The 18556-nt window shown below is 70.3% G+C and carries 21 protein-coding genes; 11 read left to right on the forward strand and 10 right to left on the reverse strand.

All coding sequences use genetic code 11. From position 1 onward, the window contains the following. The first annotated feature begins 7 nt into the window (after positions 1-7). The gene (locus HKK72_RS07695; RefSeq protein ID WP_261986634.1) at positions 8-304 is read left to right on the forward strand and encodes a DUF4190 domain-containing protein; all 297 of its coding nucleotides are present in this window, start codon (positions 8-10) and stop codon (positions 302-304) included. A 42-nt stretch (positions 305-346) separates the two neighbouring features. Here HKK72_RS07695 and HKK72_RS07700 read toward each other — a convergent pair whose 3' ends face one another. Then, on the reverse strand, positions 347-901 hold the full coding sequence (locus HKK72_RS07700; RefSeq protein ID WP_261986630.1) for a hypothetical protein: 555 nt from the start codon (positions 899-901) through the stop codon (positions 347-349). 115 nt (positions 902-1016) lie between these two features. Next, the gene (locus HKK72_RS07705) at positions 1017-3089 is read right to left on the reverse strand and encodes a prolyl oligopeptidase family serine peptidase (RefSeq protein WP_187233563.1); all 2073 of its coding nucleotides are present in this window, start codon (positions 3087-3089) and stop codon (positions 1017-1019) included. Between the two features lie 97 nt (positions 3090-3186). Between HKK72_RS07705 and HKK72_RS07710 the strand changes: the two genes are divergently transcribed. The 4 genes from HKK72_RS07710 to HKK72_RS07725 all read left to right on the forward strand — a co-directional run bounded on the left by HKK72_RS07710 (position 3187) and on the right by HKK72_RS07725 (position 6603). After that, complete coding sequence (locus HKK72_RS07710; protein WP_187233564.1) at positions 3187-4533, forward strand: serine/threonine-protein kinase; 1347 nt, start codon at positions 3187-3189, stop codon at positions 4531-4533. A gap of 40 nt (positions 4534-4573) precedes the next feature. Beyond that, positions 4574-5446: an N-acetyl-1-D-myo-inositol-2-amino-2-deoxy-alpha-D-glucopyranoside deacetylase gene (gene mshB, locus HKK72_RS07715; RefSeq protein WP_187233614.1), complete on the forward strand. Its 873-nt coding sequence runs from the start codon at positions 4574-4576 to the stop codon at positions 5444-5446. A gap of 187 nt (positions 5447-5633) precedes the next feature. Then, positions 5634-6074 carry a DUF6113 family protein gene (locus HKK72_RS07720; RefSeq protein ID WP_187233565.1) on the forward strand — a complete coding sequence of 147 codons (441 nt, stop codon included), beginning with the start codon at positions 5634-5636 and terminating at the stop codon, positions 6072-6074. 7 nt (positions 6075-6081) lie between these two features. Further along, the gene (locus HKK72_RS07725) at positions 6082-6603 is read left to right on the forward strand and encodes a flavin reductase family protein (protein WP_187233566.1); all 522 of its coding nucleotides are present in this window, start codon (positions 6082-6084) and stop codon (positions 6601-6603) included. A 40-nt stretch (positions 6604-6643) separates the two neighbouring features. Here the strand turns inward: HKK72_RS07725 and rocD are convergent, their stop codons facing one another. Then, a complete protein-coding gene (rocD, locus tag HKK72_RS07730; RefSeq protein ID WP_187233567.1) occupies positions 6644-7837 on the reverse strand; it encodes an ornithine--oxo-acid transaminase in 1194 nt (397 codons plus the stop codon). 154 nt (positions 7838-7991) lie between these two features. Between rocD and HKK72_RS07735 the strand changes: the two genes are divergently transcribed. The 3 genes from HKK72_RS07735 to HKK72_RS07745 all read left to right on the forward strand — a co-directional run bounded on the left by HKK72_RS07735 (position 7992) and on the right by HKK72_RS07745 (position 9751). Next, positions 7992-8447 (forward strand): Lrp/AsnC family transcriptional regulator, encoded by a 456-nt coding sequence (locus HKK72_RS07735; RefSeq protein ID WP_187233568.1) that lies wholly within the window; start codon positions 7992-7994, stop codon positions 8445-8447. Positions 8448-8466: 19 nt separating this feature from the next. After that, positions 8467-8955, forward strand: a complete 489-nt coding sequence (gene rraA, locus HKK72_RS07740) for a ribonuclease E activity regulator RraA (protein WP_187233569.1) — start codon at positions 8467-8469, stop codon at positions 8953-8955. Positions 8956-9208: 253 nt separating this feature from the next. Further along, a complete protein-coding gene (locus HKK72_RS07745) occupies positions 9209-9751 on the forward strand; it encodes a C40 family peptidase (protein ID WP_261986635.1) in 543 nt (180 codons plus the stop codon). Here the strand turns inward: HKK72_RS07745 and HKK72_RS07750 are convergent. The 5 genes from HKK72_RS07750 to HKK72_RS07770 form a co-directional block, all read right to left on the reverse strand. Continuing rightward, positions 9692-10450: a hypothetical protein gene (locus HKK72_RS07750; protein WP_187233571.1), complete on the reverse strand. Its 759-nt coding sequence runs from the start codon at positions 10448-10450 to the stop codon at positions 9692-9694. The two genes, HKK72_RS07745 and HKK72_RS07750, sit on opposite strands and share 60 nt — an antisense overlap. Further along, a complete protein-coding gene (locus tag HKK72_RS07755; RefSeq protein WP_187233572.1) occupies positions 10444-11010 on the reverse strand; it encodes a hypothetical protein in 567 nt (188 codons plus the stop codon). The genes HKK72_RS07750 and HKK72_RS07755 overlap by 7 nt, the downstream gene beginning before the upstream one ends. 170 nt (positions 11011-11180) lie before the next feature. Then, a complete protein-coding gene (locus HKK72_RS07760; protein ID WP_410050288.1) occupies positions 11181-12164 on the reverse strand; it encodes an LLM class flavin-dependent oxidoreductase in 984 nt (327 codons plus the stop codon). A 150-nt stretch (positions 12165-12314) separates the two neighbouring features. Further along, complete coding sequence (locus HKK72_RS07765) at positions 12315-12983, reverse strand: hypothetical protein (protein WP_187233574.1); 669 nt, start codon at positions 12981-12983, stop codon at positions 12315-12317. Between the two features lie 121 nt (positions 12984-13104). Continuing rightward, positions 13105-13950, reverse strand: a complete 846-nt coding sequence (locus tag HKK72_RS07770) for a class I SAM-dependent methyltransferase (protein ID WP_187233575.1) — start codon at positions 13948-13950, stop codon at positions 13105-13107. 224 nt (positions 13951-14174) lie between these two features. Here HKK72_RS07770 and HKK72_RS07775 point away from each other — a divergent pair, with 224 nt between their 5' ends. After that, a complete protein-coding gene (locus HKK72_RS07775) occupies positions 14175-15047 on the forward strand; it encodes an enoyl-CoA hydratase-related protein (RefSeq protein WP_187233576.1) in 873 nt (290 codons plus the stop codon). Between the two features lie 169 nt (positions 15048-15216). Here the strand turns inward: HKK72_RS07775 and HKK72_RS07780 are convergent, their stop codons facing one another. After that, positions 15217-16635: an HNH endonuclease signature motif containing protein gene (locus HKK72_RS07780; RefSeq protein WP_187233577.1), complete on the reverse strand. Its 1419-nt coding sequence runs from the start codon at positions 16633-16635 to the stop codon at positions 15217-15219. A gap of 203 nt (positions 16636-16838) precedes the next feature. Between HKK72_RS07780 and HKK72_RS07785 the strand changes: the two genes are divergently transcribed. Next, positions 16839-17738 (forward strand): hypothetical protein, encoded by a 900-nt coding sequence (locus HKK72_RS07785; protein ID WP_187233578.1) that lies wholly within the window; start codon positions 16839-16841, stop codon positions 17736-17738. 67 nt (positions 17739-17805) lie between these two features. Here the strand turns inward: HKK72_RS07785 and HKK72_RS07790 are convergent, their stop codons facing one another. After that, entirely contained in the window at positions 17806-18057 is a 252-nt protein-coding gene (locus tag HKK72_RS07790; protein ID WP_187233579.1) for a hypothetical protein, read from the reverse strand. Positions 18058-18153: 96 nt separating this feature from the next. On the opposite strand from HKK72_RS07790, the gene fdxA reads away from it, so the two are divergent. Then, positions 18154-18477, forward strand: coding sequence for a ferredoxin (gene fdxA / locus HKK72_RS07795; RefSeq protein ID WP_187233580.1), 324 nt, complete (start codon positions 18154-18156; stop codon positions 18475-18477). Positions 18478-18556: the final 79 nt, after the last annotated feature.

Raw genomic sequence — 18556 nt, forward strand, 5'->3', positions numbered from 1 at the left:
CGGGTCGCTGGCGCTGTTCTGGCTCTGGTTCGTGGCGTTGCCCCTGGGCGTGGTCGCGGTCGTGCTCGGCATCATGGGTCGGCATCGGGTGAAGCACGGCGATGCCACCAACAAGGGCATGGCGACGGTCGGCGTGGCGCTGGGCGGACTGGCGCTGGTGCTGGCGGGAGCGGTGGTCGCGATGGGTGCGGCGTTCCTGAGCTCCGACTCGGGCAGGGACTACAACAACTGCTTGGAGAAGGCCACCGGCCAAGCGCAGAGGGACCAGTGTGCCAAGCAGTTCGAGCGGGACATCACGCGCTGACGAGAGATACGAATCGGTGCGACATTCCCCCGGAATTCCGGATCACTTACCGAGGGGGCCGAGGGCGATGTCCAGTTCGGAGCGGATGAGCGTGGCGCAGACGTGGTAGCCGTCGGCCGGTCCGCCGTAGGGGTCGGGGACGTCGTCGATGCCCGGCCGCTGCGCCCGCCGCAGGTGCGCGGCCGTGACGAGCAGCCTGGCCCGGTCGGCGAACTCGGTACCGGCCGGCGCGGGCTCACCGGCGACGAGCCGGGCGAACTCCCGGAGCGTGAAGGTCCGGCCGGCCGCCGCGGGCTGCTGGGTGGCGATCATGTTCCGGTGCGCCACCTCCATGGTGAGGATGAGGTCGGACCCGTCGACGATCGCGTGGGTCAGCATCCGTCCGCGATGACCGGCGTGAACGACCCCCAGCGCGTCGAGGGCGGCGCCGGAACCCGGGGCGATCGGGCTGCCCTCGTGCCCGAAGACGCCGGCGCTCTCGACGATGACGCGCGTGCCGTGCGGGCTCAGCGTCTCCCGCGCCATGGCCTCGGCCATCGGCGAGCGGCAGATATTGGCCGTACAGACGAAAAGTATCCGAAACCCCTCTTGGCCCATGCCCGCATCCTAGGCCGACCCGGTCAGGTCATGATCGGAAGGGACCGTGGTCACCCCGGCGACGACGATCCTTCCCACAGACGCCCGATCCGTCCCCGTGGACGCTCAGCCGCGATCAGCTGAGCGATTTGCGCAGGAAGTCGACCTGGAGGTGGAGGAGGTTCTCGGCGACGACCTCCTGGGGGGTCATGTGGGTGACTCCGGACAGGGGGAGCACCGTGTGCGGGCGCCCCGCGGCGAGCAGCGCCGCAGACAGCCGGAGCGTGTGCGCGGCGACCACGTTGTCGTCGGCCAGCCCATGAATGATCAGAAGTGGCCGCTCCAGTTTCGGAGCGTCGCTCAGCAGCGAGTGGCGCGCGTACGTCTCCGGCTCCTCGCCGGGATGGCCCAGGTAGCGCTCGGTGTAGTGGGTGTCGTAGAGCGCCCAGTCGGTCACCGGGGCACCCGCGACCCCGGCGTGGAAGACGTCCGGGCGGCGCAGCACGGCGAGCGCGGCGAGCCAGCCGCCGAACGACCAGCCGCGGATGCCGACCCGGTCCAGATCGAGTGCGTCGGGGTGCAGCCTGGCGGCCTCCTCCAGAGCGGCGATCTGGTCCTCCAGCACCGGGCCGACGAAGTCGCCGCGGATCGTGCGTTCCCACCCGGGCCCCCGGCCGGGGGTGCCCCGGCCATCGGCGATCACGACGGCGAAGCCCTGGTCGGCCAGCCACTGTGCTTCCCGGTAGGCCCGCTGGGCGGCGACGACGCGCTGGGCGTGCGGGCCGCCGTAGGGGTCCATCAGCACCGGCAGCCGGCCCGCGCCCGGCTCCCAGCCGGTCGGCAGCACCACGGCGGTGCGGATGGCGTGCCCGCCGGCGCGCACCAGCTCGACCGATGGGGTGATCATGGGGCTCTCGGCGAGCGAGGCGATCTTCACGTCCGAGCCGGCCACCCAAGTGATCACGTCCGGGTGGTCCAGCCGCGAGCCGGTCAGCACGGTGCTGCCGCCGGAGCGGCTCCCGCTGAACACGCCGGAGCCCTCGGTGAGCCGGGTCAGCCCGTCCGGGGAGTACGACCAGACGTGGATCTCGGTCGGCTCCTCGGAGGCGGAGAACAGCACCGTGTCGCCGTCGACGCTCAGCACCGCCCGGACCTGCAGGCCGGCCGGCGTCACCGCGGTGCCGCCGACGGTCAGCCGGCGCGTGTCGCTCTCGTGGTCGTCGGTGGTCCACACCAGCTCGCCGGCCTTCGTGCGGGCGGGCACGCCCGAAACGATGTCCACCCAGACCGGGTCGTGCGAGATGTGCACCAGGCCGGTGTCGCCGTTGGACGGGTCGACGCTGAGCAGGCGCATCACCCGCTGATCGCGCGACTGTACGACGATCAGCGGTCCGCGTTCGTCCCACCGGACGTTCACGAGGTACGGGAACTCCCCGCGGTCCCAGGCCACTCCGGTCCGCCGGCCGTCGACGGTCAGCAGGACCAGCCCCACGTACGCGTTCGGCGTGCCCGCGGCCGGGTAGGCGATCTCGGTCGGCGCACTGGCCGGTTCGGCCGGGTCCGCGATGTGCCAGCGGCCGACCGGGGTCTCGTCGACCCGCGCCACCAGCAGGGAACCGCCGTCGGGCGCCCACCAGTGGCCGCGCATGCGGCCCATCTCCTCGGCCGCGATGAACTCCGCCAGCCCGTACGACACCTGGTCGCTCTCGGGCTGCACCAGCGCCCGGTCGTTTCGGCCACCGCTCTGCCCGAGTTCGATGACGCGCACCGTGCGCCCGGACACGTAGGCCACCTGGCGTCCGGCCGGGTCGGGGCGCGGGTCGAAGACCGGGGCGGCCGCGTCGAGAGCGCGTACGGTCTCGGCCTCCAGGTCGGCCACGAACAGCTGCCCGGCCAGGGTGAAGGCCGCCAGCCTCATGTCACGGTCGGTGGCGTAGCCGACGATTCCCCCGGCGGATTCCCGCGCCCGTTCGCGGCGGGCGCGTTCCTCGGCGGGCAGCCGCGCCTCACCGGTGTCCAGCGTTCGCGGATCCGCGATGAGCCGCTCCTCGCCCGTGGCGACGTCGAGTGTCCAGAGGCAGGTCACCGGGTCGGTGCCTCCTCGGGAGCGCAGGAAGACGACCCGGGACCCGTCGGGTGCGATCTGGAAGCCACGAGGAACGCCGAGGGTGAACCGCCGGGTGCGGGCGCTCTGCCGGGGAAAGCTCATGTCCTGATCCTCCCACCGTTCCGCTGGTCACGGTGCGCCGCCCGGACGTACCCTCGGTACTCGGCTTCCCCGACGGTCCACCTCGCACAGGAGAGACATGCCTGATACCCCCCCGCTGCAGTCCGGTGACCCGCGACGGCTGGGCGAGTACGAACTGGAGGGCCGGCTCGGCGAGGGCGGCCAGGGTGTGGTGTACCTCGGTCGCGGCGCCGATGGGGGACATGTCGCGATCAAGCTGCTGCGTGCCGATCTGACCGGTGACGAAACGGCTCGTTCCAGGTTCGTGCGGGAGGTCGGCGCGGCCAAGCAGGTGGCGCGGTTCTGCACGGCCCAGGTGCTCGATGCCGATGTCGCCGGAGACCGCCCGTACATCGTGAGCGAGTTCGTCCCCGGACCCTCGCTGCAGCGGCAGGTGATCGAGGCGGGTCCGCGCGGCGGCGCCGATCTCGAACGGCTCGCGATCGGCACCGTGACCGCGCTGGCCGCGATCCACCAGGCGGGCATCGTGCATCGCGACTTCAAGCCGCACAACGTCCTGATGGCGCCCGACGGGCCGCGGGTGATCGACTTCGGTATCGCGCGTGCGCTCGACGCGAGTTCGACGGTCGCCACGGCGGCCATCGGCACCCCGGCCTACATGGCTCCCGAGCAGGTGAGGGGCCAGGGGGTCACGGCGGCCGTGGACATCTTCTCCTGGGCGTCGGTGATGGTCTACGCCGCCACGGGGAGTCCTCCGTTCGGCCAGGACACCATCCCGGCCGTGATCAGCCGGATCCTCAGCGAGGAGCCGCCGCTCGACTCGATCCCGGCGGAGTTGCGCGAGCTCGTCCGGGCCTGTCTGGCCAAGGACCCCGAGCAGCGTCCGCATGCCCCGGAACTGCTGATGCGGCTGCTGGGGCAGCCGATGCCGGCACAGCAGACCCGGCTCGAGAACAGGGACACCATCCCCACGACGGTCCTCGCTCAGGGCGTCGACCAGGCCGGCGCGTCGGCGCGCACCGCGACCTGGGGTGCGGTGGGCGCGGCCCCCCTGGCCACCGCCCCTGCCACGGCCTACGGGCCCGACCGGCCGGTCCGCCCGGCGGGCGGCGGGCGGCGTGCCGCGATCGCCGTCGCGGCGCTGGTGGGGGCCCTCGCCCTGGTCGGCGTCGGCGCGTGGGCGCTCACCAACGGCGACAAGGATCCTTCGGGTAACCCTGGACCCACGGTGACCGTGACCAGCTCGAGCGGCTCGGCGCCCGCCACCGGAGAGGGCCCGGCGTCGCCCGGCCGGCAGACGTCGACTCGTCCGGAGTCGCCGGCGACGACGGGTCAGGCCCCGCCCACCACTGAGCTGACGACGGCGCCGCCGAGGACCTCCCAGCCCCCGACGTCCGAGCCGCCCGAGACCCCTACTTCCGTCTCCACGGAGCCGCCACCGTCCATCGGGGCGCTGACGCCCTAGGCTCGGGGTCATGGATTCCACGGATACCGACCGCCGGATTCTGCCCGACCGTCGGATTCTGTTCGTGCACGCTCACCCGGATGACGAGTCCATCGGGACGGGCGCCACGATGGCGAAGTACGCCGCCGAGGGCGCCGACGTCCGTCTGGTCACGTGCACACTGGGCGAAGAGGGCGAGGTGATCCCCGACGAGCTGCGCTATCTGGCCTCGGACAAGGAGGACCGCCTCGGCGAGTTCCGCATCGGCGAACTGGCCGCCGCCTGCGCCGCGCTCGGGGTGAAGGACCATCGATTCCTCGGCGGTCAGGGGCGCTGGCGCGACTCCGGCATGATGGGCGCGCCCACCAACGACGATCCGCGCTGCTTCTGGCGCGCCGATCTCGCCGAGGCGTGCCGGGAACTGGTCGCGGTCGTACGGGAGCAGCGCCCGCACGTGATCGTCACCTATGACGACCGCGGCTACTACGGTCATCCCGACCACATCCAGGCCCACCGGGTGACCTGGGCCGCGTTCGAGAAGGCGGCCGACGCCTCCTTCGGCGAGGGCGCCCCGTGGCAGGTGCCGAAGTTCTACGTCACCGCGATGCCGCGTACGGTCCTGGCCCGGTCGGTCGCCGTCGCACGCGACGACGCCTGGCCGTTCGAGACCGTCTCGAGCGTCGACGAACTGCCGTTCGGCGTGCCGGATGAGCAGGTGACGACGGTGGTGGACGCCCGCGAGCACCTGCGGGCCAAGCTCGCCGCGCTCCGGGCCCACCGCACCCAGATCCAGGTCGATGAGCCGTTCTTCGCGCTGTCGAACAACCTGGGGCAGCAGGCGTTCGGGGCGGAGTACTACACGCTGCTCGCCGGGCCTCTGGGGCTCGCGGCCGCCAATGGGCGGGAGACCGACCTGTTCGCCGGGCTTGTCTGATCTATTAATCTGGGCGTTTGTGGGCGAGGACGAGAGCAGCCGGGGCGGCAGGTCTCCAGACGATGACGGCCGGACGCCGCCCGTCCCGTCCGACGCGCCGCCGGTCCCCTCCGAGGCGCCTCCGCCTGGCTCCTACAGACCCCCGCCTGGCCCTTACGGGCCGCCTCCCGGACCTTACGGGCCGCACATGTCCGGAGGGTCGCACGGCGCCGCGCCCGCGAACCCGCGGCTGGCGGCGTTCGTGACCGGCGGGGCCTACGGCGTGCTCGTCGTCCTCGGGCTCGCTCTCGGGCTGACCGGGTCGTTCCTCTTCTCGGGCACGGTCGACTCGGTGCCGATCGCGGCGATCTTCTTCGTACTGCTCAACTTCTGCTGCTTCCACCTGGCCGGCTGGGCGATGCGCACCCCGCTCGGCGCGCTGGCGCCCGCGGTGCCCTGGCTGGTCGTCGTCGTGCTCATGTCGGCGAGGCGCCCGGAGGGCGATCTCGTGGTGACGGGCACGCTGCCCGGTTACGTGTTCATGGTGGGCGGCATGGCCGCCGCTCTCGTGGCGGTCGTCGGCGCGTTCTCCCGATCGGGCGGCTCCTGGCTGCTCGGAGGCATTGACGCCGGCCCACGGGCCCGGTGAGCCGGCCGTGAACGCCGGGCCCCTCCCGTCGTCTCCCGACGCGGCCGTCGACCGCGACGAGTTCCGCCGGGTGGTCGGCCGGTTCCCGACCGGGATCACCATCGTGAGCACCGCCACCGGCGGCGTCGACCATGCCATGACCGTGAGCGCCTTCACCTCGCTGTCGCTCGATCCCCTGCTCGTGCTCTTCTGCGCCGAGAAGATCGCCCGGTTCCACGACGTGGTCGTGTCGGCCGGGGAGTGGGCCGTGTCGGTGCTCGGCGAGGGCGGCCGGGACGTGTCCCAGTGGTTCGCCACGCGCGGCCGTCCGATGGACGGGCGGCTGCCCGGGTGGAACACGGTCCGCGGCGCGCACACGGGTGCGGCGATCTTCTCGGACGCCGTCGCCGCGCTGGAGTGCCGCACGCACGCGGTGCACGACGGGGGCGACCACAGCATCGTGGTGGGCGAGGTCCTGGGAGTGTCCCGTCCCGACCCCGGAGGCCGCCCCCTCGTCTACTACGAGGGCCGCTACGGCGGCCTCGCGTAACCGCGAGGAGGCGCCAGCCCGCGGGGAACGCCGAGGCCGGTCAGGCCTTGAGGGCGATCTCGACCTGGTCCAGCGCCCAGTCGAGGTCCTGCTCGCTGATGACCAGGGGCGGGGCCAGCCGGATGGTCGTCTCGTGCGTCTCCTTGGCCAGCACCCCGAGCTCCATCAGCCGCTCGCTCACCGGACGCGCCCGGCCGCCGAGCTCGACGCCGGCCCACAGGCCCCGGCCGCGCACCTCGTGGACCAGGTCGGAGGGCAGGTGGCCGAGCCGATCGTGCATGTGCGCGCCGAGCCTGGCGGACCGCTCCTGGAACTCGCCCGTCTTCAGCATGGCGACGACCTCACGCGCGACGGCGCAGGCGACCGGGTTGCCGCCGAAGGTGGACCCGTGCTGGCCGGGCTTGAAGACGCCCAGGATGTCCGAGTCGGCGATCACCGCGGACACCGGCAGGATCCCGCCGCCGAGCGCCTTGCCGAGGATGTAGATGTCCGGGATCACGTTCTCGTGCTCGACCGCGAACGTGGTGCCCGTGCGCCCTAGTCCGGACTGGATCTCGTCGGCGATCATCAGCGCGCCGGCGTCGGTGCAGAGCCGCCTGACGGCGGTGAGGAAGCCGCTCGGCGGGACGTTCACGCCGGCCTCGCCCTGGATGGGTTCGATCAGGACACCGACCGTCGACTCGTCGACGGCGTCGCGCAGGGCGTCGATGTCGCCGTACGGCACGGTGCGGAAGCCCGGGGTGAAGGGGCCGTAGGAGCCGCGCGCGTCCGGGTCGGTGGAGAAGCTCACGATCGTGGTGGTGCGGCCGTGGAAGTTGCCCTCGAACGTGATGATGTTCGCCTGGTCGGCGGGCACGCCCTTGACCTCGTAGCCCCACTTGCGTGCGGTCTTGAGCGCGGTCTCGACCGCCTCGGCGCCGCTGTTCATCGGCAGCACCATGTCCTTGCCGGCGAGCTCGGCGAGTTCCGCGCAGAACGGCCCGAACTGGTCGTGGTCGAAGGCCCGGCTGACCAGTGTGACCTTGTCGAGCTGCCGCTTGACGGCGGCGATGAGCCGCGGGTTGCGGTGGCCGAAGTTGACCGCCGAGTAGGCCGCCAGCATGTCCAGGTAGCGACGGCCCTCCACGTCGGTCACCCAGGCCCCGTCCGCTTCGGCGATCACGATCGGGAGAGGGTGATAGTTGTGTGCGCTGTGCGCCTCGGAGAGGGCACGTAGCTGGGCCGACTGGGTCACGGCGCTCCTTCGTTGCGTTCGATGTGCGGCGGTGGACGCCCTGGCACCGCCGGGCGTGATCGCACCCCCGCGAGGTGGTGGGGTACTCCCACCAGCGTAGGTTCGGCAGCGAGGGACGACCAAGAACGAACCCGCACTCTGAAAGGGCTGATCGTTGCGTCTTGACGACATCGACCGTCAGATCGTTGCGCACCTGCTCCAGAACGCCCGTGCGTCCTTTGCGCAGATCGGTGACGTGGTCGGACTTTCCGCTCCCGCGGTCAAGCGACGGGTGGACCGGCTGCGTCACGACGGTGTGATCACCGGGTACGCCGCGGTCGTCGACCCCGCGGCACTGGGATGGACCACCGAGGCGTTCATAGAGATCTTCTGTACCGGGGCGACGGCGCCCGAGGAGATCTACGCGAGCGTTCGCAAGCATCCGGAGGTGGTCGCGGCCTACACGGTGACCGGGGACGCGAGCGCTCTCGTACATCTGCGGGCGCGTGACATCCAGCACCTGGAGCAGGCGCTGGAGCGGCTGCGGCGCGAGCAGAACATCGTGCAGACCAAGACGTCCATCGTGCTGTCCCGGTTGATCGGACGCCCTACTGACGGCCCCGCCACCTAGGTTGTTACCCTCCGGTCGCATGACTGCCGACGAGTTCGCCACCGCCGACCTGATCGACGACTTCGGGGACGAACTGGAGAGCTGCGAGACGCAGTTCCGCCAGTACGGCGCCCGCTCGGCCTTCGCCGGGCCCATCGCGACCGTGCGGTGCTTCCGGGACAACGCGCTGGTGAAGGATCTGCTGGGCACGCCCGGTGCGGGCCGGGTGCTCGTCGTGGACGGCGGTGGGTCGCTGGCCTCCGCGCTGATGGGCGACCTCATCGCGGCGTCCGCCGTGGAGCAGGGCTGGACCGGTGTGGTGATCAACGGAGCGGTACGGGACGTGGCCGCGATCCGCACCATGGATCTGGGGGTAAAGGCCCTTGGCTCCAACCCCCGTAAGAGCACCAAGAACGGCGCCGGTGACGCCAATGTTCCGGTTGTATTCGGCGGTGCGGCGTTCCGTCCTGGAGACTGGCTCTACAGCGATGAGGACGGAATCGTCGTGGCGCATCGCCGTCTGAGCTGAAGATTATGGGTTTATGTTTTGGATCTTGGGTAACTACCTAACCGCGCTCGACCCATAGAGAAAGAAGTTGGGTATGACCATTCCGTTAAAGGTTGTCGCTTGTGCGACCGGCATCGCACTGGCAGTCGCGTCGGGACCGGTAGCCTGGGCCAAGGAGTGCAAATCACACATATCTCTTCGCCATATAGACATGACGGCACAAGCCGATGCCTTTCGCCAGGTGTTCACCCGGCGGGATCGGGCACATCGGTTCATGACCGCGCGGGATCAGGCGGCACAAGCTGTGCGCTTCGCCTATCGGCAACGGGGCAAACCGTATCGATGGGGCGGGACCGGTCCGCACGGATATGACTGTTCCGGCCTTGTTCAGAGGGCCTGGAGGTCAGCCGGAGTTTACATCCCACGGGTGGCCAGAAGCCAGTACCGCCGTATCCACAAGAAGGTTCGCCGCTCCCGGCTGCGCTCGGGGGACCTGATTTTCTTCCATGGATTCGGCCATGTGGGGATGTATGTCGGAAATGGTAGATTCATCCACTCGCCGAGGGCGGGAAAGACCGTCCGAGTGGTCCCGCTGAGGGGCCATTACGCGCGCAGCATGGTCGGGGCGGTCAGGCCCACTCGTCCCCATGCATGGCGTGGCCGGCGACACCTGGTGCCACATCAGGACCTGCGCAGGCCGACCACCACCGAAGAGCCCTTGCTGCCTGGTGCGCCGTGCCTCGACCCGACCGCGGACTCAACCGCTCCGGGAGCCGGTCTGGATCTCCCCGACGGGGAGCTGTTCGACTGCGCCTAGGCCCGGCACCATCCCGAGGTCACCGTCCGCGCAGTTGGGCTCGCAGGTATAGGTCACGTGCCAGTTGACCGTGGCGCTGATCTGGTATTCACCACCGGCCTGATCGGCCGATGACTTCTCGTAGACGTGAGTGCACGTGCTCCGCTGGTTCTCGGGACCCTTGGGGTCGTACGGCGTGCCGGGGCCCGTGCAGGTGATCGTCTTCTCGCCGAGGTTCCAGACCACCTCCACCGGGGTGGACGTTCCGACGACGGTGAAGCCGGCCTCCGAGACGGTCGTGACCTCGGGCTGCCACTGCCCGGGGTCGACCCACAGGAAGGTGCGGAGGCCGACGTAGGTCCGGGTGCGAGGGCTCGTCTGGATCTTCATGAGGGGCCGTTCCATCTGGGCCTGGGCCCTGAGCACCACGTCGGCGGCCGTGATGGCCGCGGGCGGTGGAGTGCCCATGTCGCCGGTGGCGCACAGGGGATCGCCGTTGCAGGGGTCCCTCACGATCGTCCCGGGGGCGGAGCCCGGAGGACCCTGGCCTTCGCCGTCGCGGCCCGGCCTCGTACCACCGGCGGTACAGGTGGTCGTGTCGCAGTGGTTGAGCGGGGGCGGGTCGGCGCGCAGCGTCGAGGCGGCCGCGGGGAAGGCCAGGACGGCCGCCCCGGCGCTCACCGTCATCGCCGTGACCAGCAGGGAGGACCTGATCAGCATTTCCTGACCTCGGATCGGGAGTCGGAGAGTTTCCAGGTGCCGCCGACGAGGCGCATGAGCGCCCGGTATCTCGTCTGCCCGACGGTCTCGTTGGCGGTCAGCCGTCGGCCGGTCCTGGCGTCGTACTTGAAGGTGCCGAGTGTCTGCACACAGTCGAGGACGACGGCCTGCCGCCCGTCCTCGGTGATCGACGCGAGCTTGGGGTTCAGCACGTTGTGATAGCGCCAGAAGATGCCCTGGCTACGAGCGCGCTGCGCCGTCCGCAGGAGCTGCCCGAGAATGGGCTCGGTCGCCACGCCGGCGAGCTCGCTCGTGTCGTTCATGGCGAACGAGGTCTCATAGACCTTCTGGAAGCGCTTGTACTGGGCGATGATCACGGGCGTCAGCGCCGGCGTGTCGACCGGGCCCGGCCGACCGGCCTGCGAGGGCATCGCGGTCGTCGATCGGGTGTTCACGTCGCCCGCCGGGCGGAACGCACCCTCGGAGCCCGAACCTCCGCAGCCCGCGACCGCGACGACCAGCCCGAGCCCGCCGAGGAGGGGTGCGAACCGGGAGCTCATCGAAACCCCTGATCAATTGGCCGACACCAAGGCGGAGTACCCGCGAAAGCTTACAGATGTGCAGGAAGCGAGAAAAGGGATTCGTCAGCGTGACCTTGCTCTGCCTTGGTGCGGCACACCGGAGCACCACCCGCCGGTCTTGGAACCGGCGCGGTGGGCTCGCGCGGTGGTCAAGAGGCGACGGCCCCTCGCAAAATCTCCGGATGGGCCTCGGCCACGAGTTCGAACGAGCGCAGTCGCGCCTTGGGGTCGCCGATGTTGCTGGAGATCATGAGCTCGTCGGCTCGCGTCCGCTCTCGAAGCTCGGCGAGCCCGCGCCGCACCGTCTCCTGATCACCGATCACGTGCGACTCGGTGATGGACGCGACGATCCCGGACTCCTGCGCCGTGTACGGGTAGGCCAGTGCCTCCTCAGGGGTGGGCAGCAGTCCCGGTTCGCCCTTGCGCAGCCGCAGCATGGACAGGCCCATCGGCGCCGAGAGCCGTTCGGCCTCGTGCGAGGTGTCCGCGCAGACCACGGCCGCGGTCACCATGGCGTACGGATGATCGAGGGTCTCCGACGGCTGGAAGGACGAGCGGTACAGCTCCATGGCGGCGTCGGTGTTCTGGGCGCTGAAGTGATGGGCGAACGCGAACGGCAGGCCGAGGACGCCGGCCAGTTGCGCGCTGAAGCCGCTCGAGCCGAGCAGCCAGATCGCCGGCCGCCCGCCCGGCACCACCTTGATCCGCCGGTAGGGATGATCTTCGGGGAAGGTTCCGTCGAGGAACGCCATGAGCTCCGCGAGCTCCTGGGGAAAGTCGTCGGCCGACAGGTCGGCGGTGCGCCGCAGGGCGTGCGCGGTGACCTGGTCGGTGCCCGGCGCCCGTCCGATCCCCAGATCGATGCGGCCGGGATGCATGGTCTCGAGCATGCCGAACTGTTCCGCCACCACGAGTGGAGCGTGGTTCGGCAGCATGACGCCACCGGAGCCGAGCCGCAGGGTGCTCGTCGCCTCGGCGAGGTAGCCGATCAGCACCGCGGGGGAGGAGCTGGCGATACCGGGCATGCTGTGATGCTCCGCCACCCAGTAGCGGTGGAAGCCGAGCGCCTCGGTCGCGCGCGCGAGGTCGATGCTGGCGCGCAGCGCGGCGGCCGGAGTCGAGCCGCTGCTCACCGGGGCAAGGTCAAGTACGGACATTCGGAAATCTGCCACAAGGGGGACAACCGGCATTACCTATGCCCGATTCCCATCAACAGGGAAGCCGGAGGAGGGATTCCGCCTGGTGGCGGAAGTGCACAGGGGGAAGAAGCGGGCCGGTCCGGCTCATCGCGATGCCGGCCGCGAACGGCCGACCTCACGGACGAGGTCAAGCGCGAGCACCATGTCGAAATAGGAGAAGGTCTCGAACTTCGATCCCGGTGCGATCTCGGCGGCCGCGAGCCGCCGCATCACCCCCAGCGCCGCGGGAGTGTTCAGATCCGAGTCGAGGGCCTCCATCAACTCGGCCCGGAAGCCGTCGTGCATCGCCTTGGACGGCTGCTCCGCCCATCCGGCGACGCTCTCCCTCAGCCTCCGAAGCTCCCGATCGGCCTCCTCGACCTGCCGCGAGCCCAGCTCCAGCGGCTCACGATAGGGATGTTCGAGCGCCGCAAGCCGCAATGACAGCGGATCGAGCCCCTGCTCGGCGACCCGCGTCAGCGTCGGCTCTACGGTCGTGGGGCTCACTTCCATCAACCGGCCCGGGCCCTGGCCGACGTACAGATCGGCTTCGCCGGGCGCGTCCTGATCGGTCGGCGGGATGTTGAGCGGGGTGAGGTCCCGGCCACCCGAGGCGGTGAGCAGAACCTGCCGGCGATGTCGTTCGACCAGTCTGCGGACGACGTCCCCCAGCACCTGCGAGCGCAGGTCGAGGCCGCCGACATGGACCCGCAGGAAGCGGGCACGGGGCAGCTCGTCGAGCCGGCCGGTGCGAGCGTCGTACAGCCGCAGCATGTCCCCAGCGTAGGGCCACGCCCGAGGACACCGCGCGGGGCGAACCGGAGCGTGACGTCCACCGTCGCCGTCGATGTGCGTACGGGCGAGGGAGCCCGGCGGGCCGATCGCGGTCGGCGTCTCAGATGGGGTCGAGTGCGGCCGTGGGCGCTCCGCCGGGCCATGAGGTCTCGGCGACCGCGCTGCCCGGCTCGAGCAGCGGGCCGCTGCCGTTGGGCTTGCGGATGGCCGCGAACCGCAGGCGTACGTAGTCGGCGACCCAGCCGGACTCGCGGCGCAGCGCAGGGGCGGCCAGCACGTTGATCCGGTCGAGCAGCGGCTCGGCGATCTCGGGTGGCACGTCGGCGAGCGCCTCGGGCGCGAACAGCCGCACCCAGTCGGCGGCGCCGTTGGGCCCCTCGCTCATGCGGGTGGGCCGGTCGAAGAACTCCAGCAGGCGGACGGTGAACCCGCCCTCCTCCAGCCGGGTGGCGTACTCGGCCGGGGTCGGGAAGTACCACGGCAGTTCGGGCTCGGCCAGCCCGAACACCCGCCAGGCGGTCTGCATCGCGGTGATCAGCTCGGCGCAGTTGCCCGCACCGCCCATCTCGGCGATGAACCGGCCGCCGGGCCGCAGCGCCGCGTGCGCCTGTGCGATGACCGCGTCCGGGTCGCGGGTCATCCAGTGCAGGGCCGCGTTGGAGGCCACGGCGTCGTACGGCTCGGCCACCGTGAAGTCGTGGGCGTCGCCGACCGCGAACGACAGCGACGGATGGATCGAGGCGGCCTGGGCGATCATTTCCCGGGACCCGTCGATGCCGAGCACCGTCGCGCCGCGTGCGGCGATCTCCGCCGAGAAGGTGCCCGTGCCACAGCCCAGGTCGATGACGCGTTCTCCCTGCTGTGGATCGAGCAGGTCGATGAGGGGTGCGCCGTGCGCGGAGACATACCCGAAGGCGGAGTCATATGTCGCGACGGCCCAGTTCATATCCGAAAGATATCCGACAATTCATGCAGGTGACCTCCTGTTCACAATGGTCGACGGGCGGTCATGAGGTTTGTCACAGGCCATGCGCGGTGAGGCGGCGGTGCGTGGCCGGAGGTGGACCGCGACGCGGCGCACCCCTCTAGAATCTGGTTCGGAATCGCCTGGGTCTCCAGGTGGGCTTCGGATGTGCCGTAGTTCCGGATGCGCCGCAGTGAGGAGCCGCAGTGGCCTACAGCGAGATCGAGTACTCCGCCGAAGACGGGATCGCCACGATCACGCTCGACCGGCCTGAGCGGATGAACGCCTTCACGTTCGTGATGCGCACCGAGTTGATCTCCGCCTTCGACGAGGCCGACGCGGACGACTCCGTACGCGCGGTGGTGGTGACCGGCGCGGGTCGCGCGTTCTGCGCTGGTGCGGATCTCGGCGGGGGCGGCGACACCTTCGATCCGGCGCAGCGGCGTGACATGTTCGGCGGGGACGACGACCTGCTGGCGGACGGGACGCCCCGCGACGGCGGCGGCACGGTCGCACTGCGCATCGCGCGCAGCCTCAAGCCGGTCATCGGCGCGATCAACGGGGCGGCCGTCGGCGTCGGCATCACGATGGCCCTGCCCATGGACGTCCGGCTGGCGTCGGACACCGCTCGCTTCGGTTTCGTGTTCGCCCGTCGGGGGATCGTCACCGAGGCCGCGTCGAGCTGGTTCCTGCCGCGCCTCGTCGGTATCTCACAGGCGATGGAATGGGCGGCGACCGGCCGGGTCTTCGACGCGGCCGAGGCGCTGCGGGGGCGGCTGGTGTCCCGGGTGTACGGCCCGGAGGAACTGCTGCCCGCCGCCTACGCGCTGGCCCGGGAGATCGCCGACAACACCTCGCAGGTGTCCGTGGCGGCCGTTCGGCGGCTGATGTGGTCGGGGCTGTCGGCCGCGTCGCCGTGGGAGGCGCATGCGGCGGACTCGCGGCTGATGTACGCGCTGGGCGGCGCGCCGGACGCCGCCGAGGGAGTGACGTCGTTCCTGGAGAAGCGGCCGGCGGACTTTCCGATGCGGCTCAGCACCGACCTCCCGCAGGCGCTACCCGACTGGCCCCACCCCTGAGGTCGCTTGCCCGCCCACAGGAGAATTGATCGTTACCGTCCGTTTCATCAGGAGCGCCCTCAGGTCACCAGAGCATCCTCGGGCGCGCTGCGCGGATGGCGACAGCCCCCGGGCACGGCGTCCGAGGGAGATGCGGTGATCGGTTCGGGTGGCACTTCGGGCTTGTCCGTCACCTGCGCATGCGGACGGTCTCGAAGAGGTGTCGTTCGAGCGGACTGAGCCGCTGCGGTGCGGTGATCGGTTCGGGTGGCACGGTGTAGTGGTGGCCGAGCGGGGTGGTCCAGTGCGTCTGGCCGAAGGCGTCACGCACGACGGTCCACCCGGCGTCTCGGAGGTCGTGGCAGTAACCGCATTTGCAGTCGGTGTTGGACGGCCTCGAGGGGCCACCGGCGGCGTGCGGGACGAGGTGATCGATCTCGGCACGGTTGGCCGGGACGCGGCAACCGGGGCCCCGGCACGTGCGGTCGCGCGCAATCACCAGGGCCCGGTCGCGGCTGGTGAGGTTGCGGCGGGGGTCTTTGCGGCGGGCCGGCCGCCCGGTTCCCGGTGCCGCCGGGAGAGGTGTCGCCGGGAGATTGGGGCGGGCCTGGGTGGTGTCGTGGTGGAGGAGTCGCCCGGGGACGGGGTCGGTGATGGTGTAGCGCCAGACGGTGTCCCCGTCCTGTGCCATGGCTTCGGCGATCTTGCGGGCGATTTCGGCGATGACCGGGCCGAAGCCGTTGAGGTCGGCTGAGCTCTCCGCCAGGCCGGCGAGAGTGGGGAGGTCACAGGTCAGCTCCAGCACACCGCGACGGTGGATGGGCCCGGGGCCCTGCCAGGTGCCGGACAGCAGTCCGAGGAAGACGTCACAGCGGATCTGGTCCATGGGCCGGGAGTCACCGGCCTGTTTGGCGGCGCGGGCCATCGCGTCGAGTCGCTCGAAGGCCGCAGCGGTCTCTTCGGCCGGCAGTCCGGTGCCGTACAGGTAGGCGGTGCCGTCGGGGTTGGTGCCCTTGGTCACTCGCCGTTCGCCGACGCCGCGCTCGTAGTTGTTCTTGGCCGCGGCCGGATCCGCGTCGGCGACGAGGTTGCGCAGTCGGTAGGCCAGCATGCCGGTGGTCAGAGCGGGGGCCTCGGGCAGCAGCCGAGCCGTGACCCGGCGCGCGGTCTGCTCGCTCAAGACGGCCGTGGCGTCGGCGAACACGCGCGCCCTGGGCAGATCGATCAGCCCGTCGCGCAACGCCTCCCACACCATCGGAAGCCGCTCGGTCAGAAACCAGGCTTCGTCCAGCCGGTCTCGTGCCGCCCGCTTCGTCCAGGTCAACGCGGCGGCGATCTCGGCCGCGGCGAACTTGGGGATGTCCGAGTCCCACACCGTGCTCAGGTGCGTGGTCTCGGCCTTCACCCGGTCGGCGACCGCGACCATGTCCGCTTGTAGCTCGGCCTGCTCGTAGGCCACCTGTCGCGCCCGTGCCTTGAGCACCACCACCACGTCGAAACCGCACAGCCTCGACCGGTCGACCGACGCCGGCACGGCCGCCAGCGCCGGGCCGGGGGACATCTCCTCGAGACCGGCGGGCAGCTCCTGGTCCGACGTCGCGGTGAGCACCAAGGACTCCGTTCAATCGGCACTACTCGAATCTATGAAAAGAATATATCGAACGAAGTGAAGAACAGATGTGCCTTGCAATAAGAATCATGGAAATGTCGAGACGGTGCGTCAGAATAAGAGCCTGTTCGTGGTGAAAGAGGCGATTGCTCGTGGGTACGTGCTCGAACGGACTGTCGGGCCCTCGGCGTAGCTTCCGTGGCATGGCGAACACCCTGGTCCTCCCCGTACCGGAGAGACTCCTGTCCCTGTACGTCGTCGCGGCGCCCGAGCGGATGCCGTCGGGCCTGGCGGAACGGCCCGTCGGACACGCGGCCAAGGCGTTATCGGCGGACGGCGCTCCGCTCGTCGATGTCGCACCGCGAGTCGAGGTGATCGAGGCCGGTCGGCCACCGCTCGCGGGAATGGTGGAGCTGCTGGGCTGCCTCGACTGCGGTCCGCATCTCGATCCGGCGACGCTGGCAAAGGTGCGCTCGGCGGAACGGCATCTTATGGTCGCGGCGACGTACGGCCCGGCGTGGCCACCGCTGCACGCGTGGACGGCGGTCACCACCGCCGAAGCCCTCGCCGTCGCCACCGGAGGCATCCTTTTCGACCCCGAGGCGCCGCTCCTGCGGCCGGTCCGGTGGGCGCCCTGCGCGTTACGCGACCGGCACCGCTTCGCCGTGGGGGAGTGGCTGGAGGTCGGCGTCTCGGCCGACCAGACCGACATCCGGCGCGGCATGTGGATGACCACGGCCGGGCTGGCCCGATTCGGCCTGCCCGAACTCCAGGGCAGGCGGATCCCGCCGGATCTGACGGTGGGCTGGTGCGACGTGGTCAACGGGCTTGCCCAGACCTTGCTGCGGGCGCACTGGGCCGACCTCGACGTCGAGCCCGGACGCGCTTTCCGCGAGATCGCCGAGACGGTCACGGTCACATCCGAGGATGTCGAGGCCGCGACCGGCCGCCGGTATCCACCGGGTTCTGCCGAGGTTCGGCTGCGCCTCGATCCCGGGGCGCCCGGCAGGGCGTCCTACCTCACCGTCCTGCCGCCGCGCGCTTTTCGCGGACCGGCCGGGCGTTGGCGCCGGGAGATCGTCGCCGCCCTGCTGGGCGGATGATCGGAGGTGCCGACGGCAGAGTCGCTCGGGTGATCCATCGCGAACGACCGCGAGATCGCCCCGAGTGTCACTCGGTGCGGGGGCGGCGACGCGGCGGCGCCGGGGGGACGACCTTGCCCGCGACGACGATGCCCTCAGGCACCTCGACGACCTCATCGGTACGCCTCCGCACCCGCAGCATCCCGTCGGACCATGATTCGAGTACGCCCACCACATCGCTGTACTCTCCGGTTGGCAGCCGACGGCGCAGCGAGACCCGCTGCCCCACGTCGGCCGGCGTCACCGAAACGAGGAGCCGTGCGGCAAATCGGTAGGACATGTGGCAACCCCCAGGTCGAATCTACCGGTCCGGCACGGCAATATTAGGTGCATAGGCTTGCGATGAGCCGAGACGAGGCCCGAGAGGAGTCACGACGTGACTTACGTCATCGCGCAGCCCTGCGTGGATCTGCTTGACAAGGCATGCATTGAGGAGTGCCCCGTCGACTGCATCTACGAGGGCAAGCGCATGCTCTACATCCACCCGGACGAGTGCGTCGACTGTGGTGCTTGCGAGCCGGTGTGCCCGGTAGAGGCGATCTATTACGAGGATGACACTCCTGAGCAGTGGAAGGACTTCTACAAGGCCAATGTGGAGTTCTTCGACGATCTGGGCTCGCCCGGCGGCGCGTCCAAGGTAGGGAAGATCGACAAGGATCACCCGATCGTCTCCGCGCTGCCTCCGCAGACCGCGGAGTAGGTGACGGGTTTCCTCTCGAAGCGTTCTCACCTGGCCGTGATCTTGCGACCTGTCCTGGGTAGGATCGCAAGGTCACGGC

The organism is Actinomadura sp. HBU206391 (assembly GCF_014323665.1).
Taxonomy (GTDB): domain Bacteria; phylum Actinomycetota; class Actinomycetes; order Streptosporangiales; family Streptosporangiaceae; genus Actinomadura_C.